The organism is Micromonospora sp. NPDC049580, assembly GCF_040675595.1.
GTDB lineage: Bacteria > Actinomycetota > Actinomycetes > Mycobacteriales > Micromonosporaceae > Micromonospora.
The window spans coordinates 13,607-27,257 of the sequence record NZ_JBFAPG010000021.1 but is presented as its reverse complement, the minus strand read 5'-3'; the positions used below and the strand labels follow the sequence as shown (position 1 = coordinate 27,257).

Sequence of the window (13,651 nt, the reverse complement as noted above, 5' to 3'; positions counted from 1 at the left end):
GCTCCGGCGGCGCCACCAGAGCCACCGGACGGGTGCCCCGGGCCGCTTCCGGACGCGGACCGGGGCTCCGCGCTGGGAGCGGGGACCAGTGTCTCAGGTCGACCGTGATCGACGGACAGCGGTCGATCATGAGGCGCGGTGGCGCTGTCCGCCACCACCACACCGTCGCGCATGGTGATCCGGCGGGCGGCCCGAGCCGCCACCTCCTGGTCGTGGGTGACCATCACCAGCGCCACCCCGGATTCCGCGTTCAACCGCTCCAGCAGCTCCAGGACCGCCGCGCCGGTGACGCTGTCCAGGTTGCCGGTCGGCTCGTCGGCCAGCAGCACCGTCGGCTCGGTGACCAGGGCGCGGGCGATGGCGACGCGCTGCTGCTCGCCACCGGACATCTGGTTGGGCCGGTGGTCCAGCCGGTGCCCGAGACCGACCCGGCCCAGCATCGCCGCCGCCCGCTCCCGGCGCTGCCGGGCCGACACACCCCGGTAGACCAGGGGCAACGCCACGTTCTCCACCGCCGACGTACGCGGCAGCAGGTGGAACGCCTGGAAGACGAACCCGATCGTCTCGTTGCGCAGGGCGGCCATCTCCGGCGGGGAGAGGGCGTTGACGTCCCGCCCGCCGATCACCAACCGGCCACCGGTCGGTCGGTCGAGCCCGCCCAACAGGTGCATGAGCGTGGACTTGCCCGAGCCGGACGGTCCCACCAGCGCCACGTAGTCACCGGGCTGCACGGTCAGCGACACCCCGCGCAGCGCCTCCACAGACACCCCGTCGAGGTGGTACGTCCGCGACACGTCCACCGCCTCGATGGCCGGCGGGGTGTCGGTCACCGGACCTCCTGGCCGTCGCGCACCTGGTCGGTGCCGCGCACCACGACCCGGTCGCCGGCCTGGACCCCGTTGAGGATCTGCACCAGGTCGGACCCCTGGACGCCCACGGTCACCGGTGCCCGGTCGGCCTTGCCGTCGCGGACCACCCAGACCGCGTCCCGGCCGTCGGCGGAGAACACCGCCGAGGCGGGGACGGTCACCGCGTCGGCGGCCTCGCGTACGCGCAGGTGCACGATCGCGTTCATGCCGGGGCGGGGCGTCGGGGCCGGCGCGTCCTCGGCCAGCTTCCCGGGACCCAGCGTGAGGCGTACCCGGTAGGTGACGCCGCCCTGCGCGGAGCTGGTGGGGAGCACGTCGACCGAGCGGACCGTGGCGTCGTAGCTGGCGCCGGTGACGGCGTCCAACTCGACGGTGGCGCCGACCCCGGCCTTGACCAGCAGCACGTCGGTCTCGTCCACCTCGGCGAGCAGCCCCAACTGCCCGGTGTCCACCACGGTCAGCACCGGTGTGCCGGCGGTGACCTGACCGCCGACCGCGACGGCATCGTCGACCCCGGCGGGCGGCCCGCCCTGGGCGGGGGCCAGCGCGGACGGGTCGAGCCCGGCCCCACCGGCCTGCTCCAACAGCCCGGCCAGTCCGCCGTTGGCACCGCTGCCGGCCCGGGTGCCGCCGGGCTGCACCACCCCGGCGACCGGGGCACGCAGGGTCAGCGCGTCGACTGTCGCCTTCGCCAGGTCGTACGCCTGCTGAGCCTGGAGCCGCTGCGCCGCGGAGAGCGAGCCGACGGCGGAGTTCAGCCCGCTGATCCCCCGCTGCACCGCGCGGACCGCCGCGTCGGCGCTGCGCGCGGCGGCGGCGTACTGCCGCTGGGCGGACGTCACCTGGGTCAGCAGCGCGTCGCGCAGTTGCGGGTCGGCGATCTTCTCGGCGGCCTCGCGGGCGGCGTCGAACGCCTCCTCGGCCGCCTTGTCGGTGCCCCGCCGGCTGCTGCTCAGGTTGCCGGTGGAGACACCCCGGCCGGCGCGCTTGGCGGCGTCCAGCGCCTCCTTCGCCTGGCGCAGCCGCGCCTGGGCCGACGGGGACGCGACCACCGCGAGCACCTGGCCACGCTTCACCCGCTGTCCAGGTTGGACGCGCAGGCTGGCCAGGGTGCCGTCGGCGGGCGCGGTCAGGGTGGCGGCGGCGCGGGCCGTCACCGTCGCCGGGGCGTCGATCACCTCGCTGACCGGGTTGCGGGCGGCCGAGGCGAGCGCGACCGGCGGCTGGTCGTCGCCGCACGAGGCGGCGGTGGTGGCGGTGAGGACGGCGACGGCGGTCAGGGCGATGAGCAGGCGGGGCCGCGTGGCGCTTGCGGGCCGCGGCAACTGGGGGCGGCGCACCCATCGATCGTACGGCGCACCGTCGCGCCGACCGTCAGGCGGAGGTCGCGCGGACGTACGCCACGCACTCGTCGTGCAACGTCGACCACTGCTCGCCGAACGCCTGCTCGGCGGCGGCGTCGGGGGTCTTGCGCTCGTGCACCACGGCCTTGAAGAAGGTCAGCAGCCGCTCCGGCCCGAACCGGTCGACGAGGTGCCGGACGGCGAGGTAGCCGACGCCGTAGCTGCCGCCGACCCGCTCGGCGGGGGCGTCGTCGGCGGGCGTGACGCCCTCCAGCCGGCCGTCCCAACCGCCCCGGACCAGCTTGCGCACCTCCGCGAGCCCCTCGTACCGGTCGACCGGCTGACCGCCCGAGCCGGCGAACTCGGCAAGCCCTTCGACGAGCCACCAGGTCGTCTTGCCCGGGTAACCGCGCTCCGGCAGCGAGGCGGCGTGGGTCAGCTCGTGCCGGAGCAGGTCGTCGGTGCTGCTGCTGGACAGCCCGTCGGCGTTGAGCACCACCTCGTGGTGGCCGCCGCCCACGGTCACCGCGTAGCCGCCGGTCCACTGTGGGCGTCCGCCGCCGTACCAGCGCTGCCACTCCGTCCGACCGGCGTAGAAGATCCGGTAGCGGTCCGGCGGCGAGCCGGTCACGGCGTACGTGTCGGCGACGGCGGCGGCCGCCTCCGCCTGGGTCAGCAGGCCGGGCAGCTTGCCGCGCAGCGCCGGCGTGGTGGCGACGATGGTCCGCGCGCCGACCGCCACGGTCAGCTCGCTGATCTCCCACGGTCGGGTGCCGGTCTCGGCGGACTTGGACTCCTCCAGGGCGACCAGTCGCGGCTGGTCGCCGTTCTCCCGCCAGCGGGTGCCGATCAGCACCGGGCTCGGTCGGCAGCCGGGCGCCACGAAGCAGTACTGGAAGCGCACCAGCAGCCGCCACTCGCCCGGCCTGCCGACGACCGGTACGGGCAGGCCGCTCGGCTCGGCCCGCCACACCGTCACCTTCAGGGCGCGCAGCGCGGCGAAACGACGGCGCAGGTCGGGATGCGCGGCGGGGTCCGCGACGGCGAGGAAGGCGGGCCGGTCGCCGCCGAGCAGCGCCGTGGACTGCCGCTGGAGCTGCGCGGTCATCCGGTCGGACAGAGCACGGGCGACGGCGGTGGCCGGGTCGTCGGTCGCGGTGGCGCCGGCCCGGCTGACCGTGGCCCGGCCGCCGGCCTCGCGTACCGCACCGACGACCAACGCCGCCGGAAGGCCGCAGCCCAGCAGCAGGACCACCACGACGAGCACGGTCCACAGCGGCCAGAGCCGCCGCGGTGCTGGCTGCTGCACCCCGTCAGTCACCCGCCGAAGGGTACGACCAAAGACCGGATCGGGCGAGGCCGACCCGGCCGATCGGACCGGGTCAGGCTCCGCGAGCCGGCCAGGAGCGGAATGCCACGTCCAGGCCGGCGACCAACTGGTGGTACGAGCGGTCGACCTCGCGCGGCAGGCCGAAGCCACCGGCGGCCTCCAGGGCGACGAACCCGTGCAGGGCACTGCGCAACGCCCGGGTCGCGTCCACCGCGTCGTCGCCGGTGAGTCCGTAGCCGCGCAGCACCGCGAAGATGGCGCCGACCGCGCGTTCGCCCGCCTCGACGTGTTCCGGGTCGGACGGGTCGGGCACCCGCTGGGTGGCGGGGTAGCGCCCGGGGTGCCGGTGGGCGTAGGCGCGGTAGGCGTCCGCCATCGCCCGCAGCGCGTCCCCACCCGAACGGCCGGCGGCCGCCGTGGTCAGCTCTGTGGCCAGCTCGACGGTGGCCAGCGCGGCGAGCTTCTGACTCAGCGCGTCCGCCCCTCGGATGTGCTTGTAGAGGCTGGGCAGCGCGACTCCGAGCCGGCTGGCGAGCGCGGCGAGGGTGAGCTGCTGGTAGCCGACCTCGTCGGCCAGCCGGGCGGCCTCCCGCACCACGGTCTGCTGGTTGAGCCCGGCCCTAGGCACCGGCACACACCGCCAGGAAACCCACCAGCTCGTCGGCGGTGGCCCGCGGCCGGTCGGCGTGCGGGTAGTGCCCGGCCTCCTCGATCATCCGGGCCTCGGCGACGCGGAAGAGCCGGCGGGCCGCCCGCGCCTCGGCGCCCGGGTCGGGGAAGTCCGGGTCCTTGGCGCCCATCAGCACCAGCACCGGTTGGCGCACCTGCGGCGCGCGGGCGGTCCAGTGCGGCTCGACCGGCGCGATCACACCGCGGGTCGCGGCCATCCGGCCGGGTTCGCGCAGGTTGGCCACCATCGACCGGCGGTACGCCGCGTCGTCGGCCGGCCGGTGCACGGGAAAGAGCGTGTTGTGGAACATCCCGAACAGTCGGGGACTGCGCAGCACGGCCGCCATCGCCGCCCGCAGCAGCGGGTTGAGTTTCGGCTGACCGACGAACGCGCCGATCTGCACGATGCCGGAGACCAGCTCGGGCGCGTCGGTCGCGGCGAAGACCACCGCCGCGGCGGCGGACGAGCTGCCGACCAGCACGGCCGGCCCGGCGTCGAGGTCACGGACGACGGCCAGCAGGTCGGCGCCGACCTCCGCCGGGGCGTACGTGGGCCAGCCGACGCTGGACTCCCCGTGCCCGCGTACGTCGACCGAGGCGACCCGGTAACCGGCGGCCACGAGCAGCGGCACCAGGTGTCGGAAGCTCGCCCTGTTCTCGCCCATGCCGTGCGCGAGGACGACCAGTGGGCCGTCGCCGTGCACCTCGTACGCGATGTGTCCGCCGTCCCGCCGCACCTGGCTAACTGTCATAGCTTTAAGCTAACCCAATTAGCCAAGCGCGTCAAGCGGCGACTACTTCTTGGAGATCAGGGCGCGGCCGAAGAAGACCAGGTTCGCCGGGCGCTCGGCGAGCCGACGCATCAGGTAGCCGTACCACTCGTCGCCGTACGGGACGTAGGTGCGCACCGTGTAGCCCTCGCCGGCCAGCCGGGCCTGCTCCTCGGGACGGATGCCGTAGAGCATCTGGAACTCGAAGCGCTCCGGCCCCCGGTCGAACCAGCGGGCCCGGTCCTCGCCGATCGCGATCATCCGCGGATCGTGGGTCGCCAGCATCGGGTAACCGTCACCGGACATCAGGATGTTCATGCAGCGGACGTAGGACTTGTCCACCTCGCGGGCCGACTGGTACGCCACCGACTCCGGCTCCCGGTACGCGCCCTTGCACAGACGCACCCGCGACCCGGCGGAGGACAGCTCCCGGCAGTCCGACTCGGTGCGCCGCAGGTACGCCTGGAGCACCGCGCCGGTCGACGGAAAGTCCTTGCGCAGCTTGGCCAGCACCTCCAGCGTCGAGTCGGTGGTGGTGTGGTCCTCCATGTCCAGGGTGACCGTGGTGCCCGCGGCGTCGGCGGCCGCGCAGATCGCCCGCACGTTGTCGTACGCCAACTGCTCGTCGAACATCTGGCCGAGCGCGGAGAGCTTCACGCTCACCTCGGCGGCCGGGGTGAGCCCGGCCCCGGAGAGCATCGACAGCAGCTTCAGATACTCGTCCCGGGTGGCCGTGGCCTGCTCGGGGGTGACGGTGTCCTCGCCCAGGTGGTCGAGGGTGACGGCCAGACCGTCGTCGACGAGCCCGCGGGTCGCGCGCAACGCGTCGTCGGTGGTGGCGCCGGCGACGAACCGGCGAACGACGTCCCGGGTGTACGGGGCGGTCGCGACGAGCCGCTCGACCTGGGATGACCGGGAGGCGGCGAGGATGACGGAACGGAGCATGAGCCGAGCGTATCGCCCCTGCCAGGACCCCCGCCGAGGGGCGGCCGGGGCTGCGGTGCTGGCGTCGATCGACTACAACGATGCCGTGGACCAACGCCCCCGCCGCCGGCTCCGGTCGGCCTCCGTGCAGCTCGGCGCGCTCACCGCTCTCGCGCTCGCCCTCTCCGGCTGCAACATGACCTCGGACGACGACGATGACGACTGCGCCCTCGGGCCGGTCGGCGGCGGTGACACGGTCGCGCTGGCGATGCGGGTCCCCGCGCCTGTCGCGGGGCGGACCGCCGGGGAGCCGACCACCGCCGCCCTGCCCGAGCGCGGCGGGTTCGGCACCCACCTCGCCTCCTGCGGCGGCTGACGTGCGCCGTGAGTCCGTGCCGCCCCGGCCCGACTGGGACGCCACCATCCGCGCGCAGGGGCTGGTCTACGTCGACACCGAACTGCCCGACGGCGGGATCATGTCGTACTGGGACGAGACCGCCGCGTACGCCTTCGACCTCGACGAGGTGCTGCGGCTGGAGGAGGCCACGGAGGAGCTGCACCGGATGTCGGTGGCCGCCGCCGAGCACGTGGTGGCGCAGCGCCGGTACGCCGAGTTCGGCATCCCCGCCTGGGCGGCCGACGCGGTGGCCCGGTCGCTGCGCGAGGCGCCACCCACCCTCTACGGGCGCTTCGACCTGGCGTACGACGGCACCTGGCCGCCGAAGATGCTGGAGTACAACGCGGACACGCCGACGGCGCTGGTCGAGGCGAGCATCATCCAGTGGTACTGGCTGGAGCAGACCCGCCCCGAGCTGGACCAGTGGAACAGCCTGCACGAGCGGCTGGTCGGCGCCTGGGCCAAGATCGGCGCCGGGCTGCACGACCCCCGGGTGCACGTGCTCTGGTCGAACGAGGAGGAGTCGGGCGAGGACCACATGACCGCCGGCTACCTCGCCGAGACCGCCCGACAGGCCGGCCTCGACGTCGAGCTGCAACCCATCCAGGAGATCGGCTGGGACGGCCGGCGCTTCGTCGACGCCGCCGACCGCCCGGTGACCACCTGCTTCAAGCTCTACCCGTGGGAGTGGATGCTGGCCGAGCCGTACGGGCCGCCCGCGCTGGCCCCGGGCACCCCGACCACCTGGATCGAACCGGCGTGGAAGTTGCTGCTGTCCAACAAGGCGCTGCTCGCGATCCTCTGGGAGCTCTACCCCGACCACGAATACCTGCTCCCGGCGTACCTCGACTCGCCGCGCGGCATGCCCGAGTACGTGGCCAAGCCGCTGCTCGGCCGGGAGGGCGGCTCGGTACGCATCGTGACCGCCGAGCAGGAGATCACCAACCCGGGGATCTACGGCGACGAGGGCTGGTGCTACCAGGAGTTCCGGGCGCTGCCGCAGTTCGCCGGCAACCGGGTGGTGCTGGGCAGCTGGATCGTCGACGGCGAGTCGGCCGGGGTGGGGGTTCGGGAGAGCGCGAGTCTGATCACCGACGGCTACGCGCGGTTCCTGCCGCACTACATCGACGCGCCGCGCACCCCGTGAGTCGTCTACCGTTGGGGGCGTGAACTTCGACGCGTACGCCCGGACCGGCGTTGACCTGGTCAACGCCCGCCTGGACGACCTCGACGACCTGCGGGCCCTCTTCCCCGACGACAACGCCTGGATGCGCGACGAGGTCGCCGATCGCGACGTCGCGATTTTCCGGCGGGCGCAGAAGCGGCTCCGCGACGTCTTCGAGTACGGCACCTCGGGGCGCGACGCCCAGGCGGTGACCGAGCTGAACGCGCTGCTCGAGGCGTTCCCGGTCCAGCCGCGCATCTCCGGGCACGACTCCAGCGACTGGCACATGCACGTGACCAGCCGGGGCGCGTCGGTCAGCGCCGAATACCTGGCCGGCGCGGTCTGGGGGCTGTCGGTCTGGCTCTGCGAGTACGGCAGCGCCCGCTTCGGGGTCTGCGCCGACGAGCGGTGCGGCAACGTCTACCTGGACACGTCGTCCAACTGCTGCCGGCGGTTCTGCTCCGAGCGCTGCGCCACCCGCTCGCACGTGGCGGCACACCGGGCCCGCAAGCGGGCCGCCATCGGGGAGCAGCTGCCGGTCGCCCCGCAGCCGACCTCGACCACCGAATCACTGACCCCGGTCAGCTGACGCCGGGCCCCGCCGGGGTCAGACGTCGACCGGTGACTGGGCGGGCAGGTGCTGGCGGGCGAACTCCAGCGCGGCGCGCAGGTCCGCCTCGCGCACCGCGCGACTCTTCGCGCCCCGGGTCGCCACCTCGACGGCCACCGCGCCGGTGAAGCCCCGCGCCGCCAGCGAGGAGAGCAGCTCCCCGCAGGGCTGGGTGCCGCGCCCGGGCACCAGATGCTCGTCGCGACCCTCGCCGGTGCCGTCGCCGAGGTGCACGTGGGCCAGGCCCGCGCCCATCCGGTCGGCCATTTCGAGGGGGTCGCTGTGCGAGGCCGCGCAGTGCGACAGATCCAGGGTGTACGACGGGTAGCCGCTGTCGGTGGGATCCCACCCGGGGACGTACGGGACGAACTGCCGGCCCGCCATCCGCACCGGGTACATGTTCTCCACCGCGAAGCGCAGGCCGTTGAACCGGTCCGCGACCGTGGCCAAGCCCTCGGCGAAGTTGCGCGCGTAGTCCCGCTGCCAGGAGAACGGCGGGTGCACCACGACCGTCGGCGCTCCCAGCGTCTCGGCCAGCTCGGCGGCCCTGCGCAGCCGCTCCCAGGGGTCGGGGCTCCACACCCGCTGCGTGACCAGCAGGCAGGGCGCGTGCACCGACAGCACCGGCACGCCGTAGTGCGCCGACAGGCCGCGCAGCGCGCCCGCGTCCTGGCTGACCACGTCGGTCCAGACCATCACCTCGACGCCGTCGTAGCCGAGCGCCGCGGCCAGTTGGAACGCCGCCGCGGTCGGCTCGGGGAAGACCGACGAGCTGGACAGGAGCACCGGAACGCGGGAAGTCACATCAGCCAGCGTAGCTTGGCTGTCGTGGGGCCATCAGGACGAGCACTCGCAAACCACTCGTAACCCGGCACCCTGGTCAGATCGGCTCGAGTTGATCGAGTCGGCGGAGGATGACCCCCTCCCGCAGGGCCCACGGGCAGATGTCCAGCGTGTCCAGGTCGAGCCTGCGCATCACCGCCTCGGCGACCACCGCGCCCGCCAGCAACTGGTGGGCCCGGCCCGCGCTGACCCCCTCCAGCTCCACCAACTGGCTGGGCGGAATGTGCCGGATGAAGCCGATGACCTGCCGCAGACCTTCACGGGTCAGGCTGCGCCGCGCCCAGAGACCGGCCCCGGACGGCGCCGCGCCGGCCAGTCGCGCCAGGGTGCGGAACGTCTTCGAGGTGGCCACCGCCCGACCCCAGCCCACCTCGGTCAACTGGTCGACCACCTTGTCCAGCCGGCCGTCCACGTACTCCCGCAGTTTGTCGACGGCCTCGGCGGACGGCGGCGTCGCGCTGTCCGGGTCGACCCGCAGCCGCTCCCGGCTCAGGCGGCCGGCGCCGAGCGGCAGCGAGATCGCGACGTCCGGGTCCTCGTCGATCCCGGCGGCGATCTCCAGGGAGCCGCCACCGATGTCGAGCACCAGCAGGCGCCCCGCCGACCAGCCGAACCAGCGCCGCACCGCCAGGAAGGTCATCCGCGCCTCGTCCGCGCCGGAGAGCACCTCCAGGCGTACGCCGGTCTCGTCGCGGACCCGGGCGAGCACGTCGGCCGCGTTGGTGGCGTCGCGGACGGCGGACGTGGCGAACGCGATCAGGTCGTCGGCCTCCAGCCCGGTGGCCGCCGCCTTGGCCATGCCGACCGCCTTGACCAGGCTGTCCGAGCCGGCCTCGGTCAACGCGCCGTCCGGGCCGATCTGCTCGGCGAGACGCAGGACGACCTTCTCCGAGTGCGCCGGCCAGGGGTGCGCGCCATGGTGCGCGTCGACCACCAGCAGGTGCACCGTGTTGGATCCGACGTCGAGGACACCCAGTCGCATGGTGAAGACACTAGGTGCAACACGTTCGTGCGGCTCGTCGGCCCGGGGACGTCACCGCGCGTACGCTGGTCCGAGTGACGATGGAGCTCCGCGTGCTGGTGGACGATCCGGGCGACCCGCGCAGCCGCGAGGTGCCGCTGGACTTTCCCCGGGAGTGGATCGAGTTCGCCGACCCGGCGGACGAGACCCACCTGATCCGGGCCGACCTGACCTGGCTGCTGTCCCGCTGGACCTGCATCTTCGGTCGGGGTTGCCACGGCATCATCGCTGGCCGGTCCGCTGACGGCTGCTGCTCGCACGGGGCGTTCTTCACCGACTCGGACGACGAGAAGCGTGTCCGCAAGGCCGTCAAGCTGCTCACCCCGTCGACCTGGCAGCACTTCCGGCGCGGTTTCAAGAACTGGACCGACGAGGACACGATCGACGGCAAGAACCCCGCACGCCGCACCGCGACCCAGGACCCCGACGGGCCGTGCGTCTTCCTCAATGACGCCGACTTCGCTGGCGGGGGAGGCTGCGCGCTGCACGCCCAGGCGCTGCGCGACGGGGTGCACCCGCTGGAATACAAGCCGGACGTCTGCTGGCAGCTGCCGATCCGGCGGGACCAGGACTGGGTCAAGCGACCCGACAACACCAAGGTGCTGGTCTCCACGCTGTCCGAGTTCGACCGGCGCGGCTGGGGCGCCGGCGGGCACGATCTGGACTGGTGGTGCACCTCCTCGACGGACGCCCACGTGGGCGCCGAGCCGATGTACCTGTCGTACGGGCCGGAGCTGACCGCGCTGATCGGCGCCGCCGCGTACGAGCGACTTGCCGAGCTGTGCGCGGCCCGGGTGAAGCAGGGCCTGGTCGCCCCGCACCCCGCCGACGATCTCTAGCTGATCTTGGTAGCAAACTTGCTACCATTTCCCCATGGCAATGACGCTCCGCCTCGATGACGAACGTGAACGGCAACTCCGCCTCGTCGCGGACGAGGAGGCGCGGTCGATGCACGCCGTCGTCGTCACCGCGATCGATGACTACCTGGCACGGCGAAACGCCAAGGAGTTCGGCGACCTGGCCGACGAGATCATTGAACGCCACGCCACCCTGCTCGCTCGCCTGGCGGAGTGATGACGGACATCCGCTATCCCACGCTCGCCGACGTGGCCGCCATCGCCCGCAAGCTCGGTGTCGGGATCAGGGACGCCGGCCTGGTGGAGTCGGCGGTGGCTCGACCGAAGACGAGTGTGTTCGGAGAGGATGCCTACCCGGACCTCTGGACCAAGGCGGCGGCACTGCTGCACTCGCTGGTCAACAACCACCCGTTCGTGGACGGCAACAAGCGGATCGGCTGGATCGTGACGATCGCCTTCCTGCTCCAGAACCGCGCCTTCACCGTCGCCCAACTTGACGAGACCGACCAGGACATCGCGTACGACCTGGTCATCAGCGTGGCGGAGAGCCGTCTGACCGAGGTGGCCGACATCGCGGTGGCGCTGCGCAAGCTGTTCTGAGCTGCGCGCCCGGTCAGCGCAACGCCGCATCGACGAGCGTGCGGGCGCTGCGCCGGGCCGCGTCGGCGATCACCGGGTCGCCGTCCAGCACGCCGCTGGCCAGCCCGCCGTCGAGCAGCAGGGTGAGCTGCCGGGCGAGCAGCTCCGGGTCGGCCGCGCCGGCCTGCCGGGCCAGCTCCGTCACCCAGGCCCGGACCACGGTCTTGTGCTCGACCGTCCGGGCGTGCACCGGGCCGCCGGCCGGTGACTCGGCGGCCGTGTTGATGAACGCGCAACCGTGGTAGCCGTCCCGCCGGCAGGCGCCGGCGAGCGCGTCGAACATCCCGACCAACTGGTCGCGCGGCTCGTCGCCGGCATCCCGGGCGGCGGCGCGCAACGCACCGAACCACGCCTGGTCGACCCGGTCGAGGTACGCCAGCACCAGGTCGTCCTTACGCGGGAAGTGCTTGTAGAGCGTCGCCTTGGCCACGCCCGACTCGGCGATGACCGTGTCCACCCCCACGCCGCGCGGTCCGTGGGCGTAGAAGAGCCGGAACGCGGTCTCCAGGATCCGGTCCCGGGCCGAGCCGGCCGGCGTGCGGTGGGCAGGCATCGACACTCCCTCGACGTGCTGGTGACGGGCCGATTCTACAGACAGCTCCGTCTGCGGCCGCGAGCCGTCGTCTGCGCAGCTCGGGCGGACGATGCCCCATCTCCGGGGCAGCTCGAGAGGACGCGGTAGGCGAACCCCTGCCCACGGCCCGCACTCCCCGAGGGACAGCAGTAGACAGACCTGTCTGTTAGCCTGCGGACAGTCGGCGCGAGGCCACCGCGCCCGAGTGGAGGATCGATCGACATGCGCATCGCAGTTCTCGGCACCGGCTCGGTCGGCAGGACCATCAGCGCCCGCGCGGCGGAGTTGGGCCACCAGGTCACCATCGGCACCCGGGACGTCGCGACCACCCTGGCCGGCGATTACGCCGCCTGGACCGCGGAGCACCCCGAGGTGGGCCTGGCAACCCAGGCGGACGCTGCCGCGGACGCCGAGCTGGTGGTCAACGCCACCAGTGGCAGCGGCTCCCTGCCGGCGCTCACCGCGGCCGGCGCGGCGAACCTGGCCGGCAAGGTCCTGCTCGACATCGCCAACCCGCTCGACTTCAGCGCAGGCTTCCCACCCACCCTGACGGTGCAGGACACCGACTCTCTCGCCGAGCAGATCCAGCGGGAGTTCCCGCAGGCCAGGGTGGTCAAGTCACTCAACACGCTGACCGCCGAGCTGATGGTGCGTCCGCGCCAGCTCGCCGACGGCGCGCACAGCGTGTTCGTCTCCGGCGACGACGCGGAGGCCAAGCGGATCGTCACCGGGCTGCTCGTCAGCTTCGGCCACACCGACGTGATCGACCTCGGTGACCTCTCCACCGCCCGGGGCACCGAGATGCTGATGCCGCTCTGGTTGCGGCTCTACGGCCGGCTCGACACCGCCAACTTCAACCTCAAGGTCGTCCGCTGACCGGACCCGGACAGCCCGAAGGGGGCCCACGCCGAGCGTGGACCCCCTTCGGGTCGGCCGATCACGGCTCGAACTTGTATCCCAGGCCCCGCACCGTGACGATGAAGCGGGGTGCCGACGGCTCCGGCTCGATCTTGGAGCGCAGCCGCTTGACGTGCACGTCAAGCGTCTTGGTGTCGCCGACGTAGTCGGCGCCCCAGACCCGGTCGATGAGCTGACCGCGGGTCAGCACCCGGCCCGCGTTGCGCAGCAGCAGCTCCAGCAGCTCGAACTCCTTGAGCGGCAGCTGCACGGCCCCACCCTCGACGGTCACCACGTGCCGCTCGATGTCCATCCGGACCGGGCCGGCGGCCAGCGTCGGGGCACCCGCCTCGGCCACCTCCGGGCTCTGCCGGCGCAGCACCGCGCGGATCCGCGCGACCAGCTCCCGGGGAGAGTACGGCTTGGTGACGTAGTCGTCGGCGCCGATCTCCAGGCCGACCACCTTGTCGATCTCGCTGTCCCGCGCGGTGACCATGATGATCGGCACGGCCGAGCGCTGCCGGAGCTGCCGGCACACCTCGGTTCCCGACATCTCGGGCAACATCAGGTCGAGCAGCACGATGTCGGCGCCGGTTCGGTCGAACTCGGTGAGGGCGTCGGTGCCGGTCGCGGCGACCGAGACCTCGAAGCCCTCCTTACGGAGCATGTACGACAGGGCGTCGGAGAACGACTCCTCGTCCTCGACCACCAGAACGCGGCTCAACGGGGATTTCCTTTCCATT

The 13,651-nt window shown here is 72.9% G+C and carries 17 protein-coding genes; 7 read left to right on the top strand and 10 right to left on the bottom strand.

Annotation, left to right across the window (positions count from 1 at the left end; genetic code table 11):
* From AB0J68_RS03765 to AB0J68_RS03740, 6 genes are all read right to left on the bottom strand, one after another.
* On the bottom strand, window positions 1-830 hold an 830-nt coding region (locus AB0J68_RS03765; protein WP_363935960.1), incomplete at its 3' end, for an ABC transporter ATP-binding protein.
* Window positions 827-2,209 (bottom strand): efflux RND transporter periplasmic adaptor subunit, encoded by a 1,383-nt coding sequence (locus AB0J68_RS03760; protein WP_363935958.1) that lies wholly within the window; start codon window positions 2,207-2,209, stop codon window positions 827-829. The genes AB0J68_RS03760 and AB0J68_RS03765, both read right to left, overlap by 4 nt.
* Before the next feature lie 34 nt (window positions 2,210-2,243).
* Window positions 2,244-3,533: a hypothetical protein gene (locus tag AB0J68_RS03755; protein ID WP_354854516.1), complete on the bottom strand. Its 1,290-nt coding sequence runs from the start codon at window positions 3,531-3,533 to the stop codon at window positions 2,244-2,246.
* A gap of 61 nt (window positions 3,534-3,594) precedes the next feature.
* Window positions 3,595-4,170 (bottom strand): WHG domain-containing protein, encoded by a 576-nt coding sequence (locus AB0J68_RS03750; protein WP_355064523.1) that lies wholly within the window; start codon window positions 4,168-4,170, stop codon window positions 3,595-3,597.
* Complete coding sequence (locus tag AB0J68_RS03745) at window positions 4,163-4,963, bottom strand: alpha/beta hydrolase (protein WP_355064521.1); 801 nt, start codon at window positions 4,961-4,963, stop codon at window positions 4,163-4,165. Before AB0J68_RS03745 ends, AB0J68_RS03750 begins: the two co-directional genes overlap by 8 nt.
* A gap of 42 nt (window positions 4,964-5,005) precedes the next feature.
* Window positions 5,006-5,926 (bottom strand): proline dehydrogenase family protein, encoded by a 921-nt coding sequence (locus AB0J68_RS03740; RefSeq protein ID WP_354854522.1) that lies wholly within the window; start codon window positions 5,924-5,926, stop codon window positions 5,006-5,008.
* On the opposite strand from AB0J68_RS03740, the gene AB0J68_RS03735 reads away from it, so the two are divergent.
* Genes AB0J68_RS03735 through AB0J68_RS03725 form a run of 3 tightly spaced genes read left to right on the top strand, consistent with a single transcriptional unit; the run spans window position 5,925 to window position 8,056 of the window.
* Window positions 5,925-6,281, top strand: coding sequence for a hypothetical protein (locus AB0J68_RS03735; protein WP_354854523.1), 357 nt, complete (start codon window positions 5,925-5,927; stop codon window positions 6,279-6,281). The genes AB0J68_RS03740 and AB0J68_RS03735 overlap by 2 nt on opposite strands.
* A gap of 1 nt (window position 6,282) precedes the next feature.
* A complete protein-coding gene (locus AB0J68_RS03730) occupies window positions 6,283-7,449 on the top strand; it encodes a glutathionylspermidine synthase family protein (RefSeq protein WP_354854525.1) in 1,167 nt (388 codons plus the stop codon).
* 19 nt (window positions 7,450-7,468) lie between these two features.
* Complete coding sequence (locus AB0J68_RS03725) at window positions 7,469-8,056, top strand: CGNR zinc finger domain-containing protein (RefSeq protein WP_234582354.1); 588 nt, start codon at window positions 7,469-7,471, stop codon at window positions 8,054-8,056.
* Between the two features lie 18 nt (window positions 8,057-8,074).
* Here the strand turns inward: AB0J68_RS03725 and AB0J68_RS03720 are convergent, their stop codons facing one another.
* Entirely contained in the window at window positions 8,075-8,881 is an 807-nt protein-coding gene (locus AB0J68_RS03720; protein WP_354854527.1) for a sugar phosphate isomerase/epimerase, read from the bottom strand.
* A gap of 76 nt (window positions 8,882-8,957) precedes the next feature.
* Window positions 8,958-9,902 carry a Ppx/GppA phosphatase family protein gene (locus AB0J68_RS03715; protein ID WP_355064517.1) on the bottom strand — a complete coding sequence of 315 codons (945 nt, stop codon included), beginning with the start codon at window positions 9,900-9,902 and terminating at the stop codon, window positions 8,958-8,960.
* Window positions 9,903-9,982: 80 nt separating this feature from the next.
* Here AB0J68_RS03715 and AB0J68_RS03710 point away from each other — a divergent pair, with 80 nt between their 5' ends.
* From AB0J68_RS03710 to AB0J68_RS03700, 3 genes are read left to right on the top strand one after another with little or no spacing between them, the layout of a single operon-like run.
* A complete protein-coding gene (locus tag AB0J68_RS03710) occupies window positions 9,983-10,780 on the top strand; it encodes a hypothetical protein (RefSeq protein ID WP_354854569.1) in 798 nt (265 codons plus the stop codon).
* A gap of 34 nt (window positions 10,781-10,814) precedes the next feature.
* Window positions 10,815-11,015, top strand: coding sequence for a hypothetical protein (locus AB0J68_RS03705; RefSeq protein ID WP_354854531.1), 201 nt, complete (start codon window positions 10,815-10,817; stop codon window positions 11,013-11,015).
* On the top strand, window positions 11,015-11,398 hold the full coding sequence (locus AB0J68_RS03700; protein ID WP_354854533.1) for a type II toxin-antitoxin system death-on-curing family toxin: 384 nt from the start codon (window positions 11,015-11,017) through the stop codon (window positions 11,396-11,398). Before AB0J68_RS03705 ends, AB0J68_RS03700 begins: the two co-directional genes overlap by 1 nt.
* 13 nt (window positions 11,399-11,411) lie before the next feature.
* On the opposite strand, the gene AB0J68_RS03695 is transcribed toward AB0J68_RS03700, so the two are convergent.
* Window positions 11,412-11,990 (bottom strand): TetR/AcrR family transcriptional regulator, encoded by a 579-nt coding sequence (locus AB0J68_RS03695; RefSeq protein ID WP_354854535.1) that lies wholly within the window; start codon window positions 11,988-11,990, stop codon window positions 11,412-11,414.
* A 243-nt stretch (window positions 11,991-12,233) separates the two neighbouring features.
* Here AB0J68_RS03695 and AB0J68_RS03690 point away from each other — a divergent pair, with 243 nt between their 5' ends.
* Window positions 12,234-12,887: an NAD(P)-binding domain-containing protein gene (locus AB0J68_RS03690; protein ID WP_354854536.1), complete on the top strand. Its 654-nt coding sequence runs from the start codon at window positions 12,234-12,236 to the stop codon at window positions 12,885-12,887.
* Window positions 12,888-12,948: 61 nt separating this feature from the next.
* On the opposite strand, the gene AB0J68_RS03685 is transcribed toward AB0J68_RS03690, so the two are convergent.
* Window positions 12,949-13,632: a response regulator transcription factor gene (locus tag AB0J68_RS03685; RefSeq protein WP_039906992.1), complete on the bottom strand. Its 684-nt coding sequence runs from the start codon at window positions 13,630-13,632 to the stop codon at window positions 12,949-12,951.
* Between the last annotated feature and the right edge of the window lie 19 nt (window positions 13,633-13,651).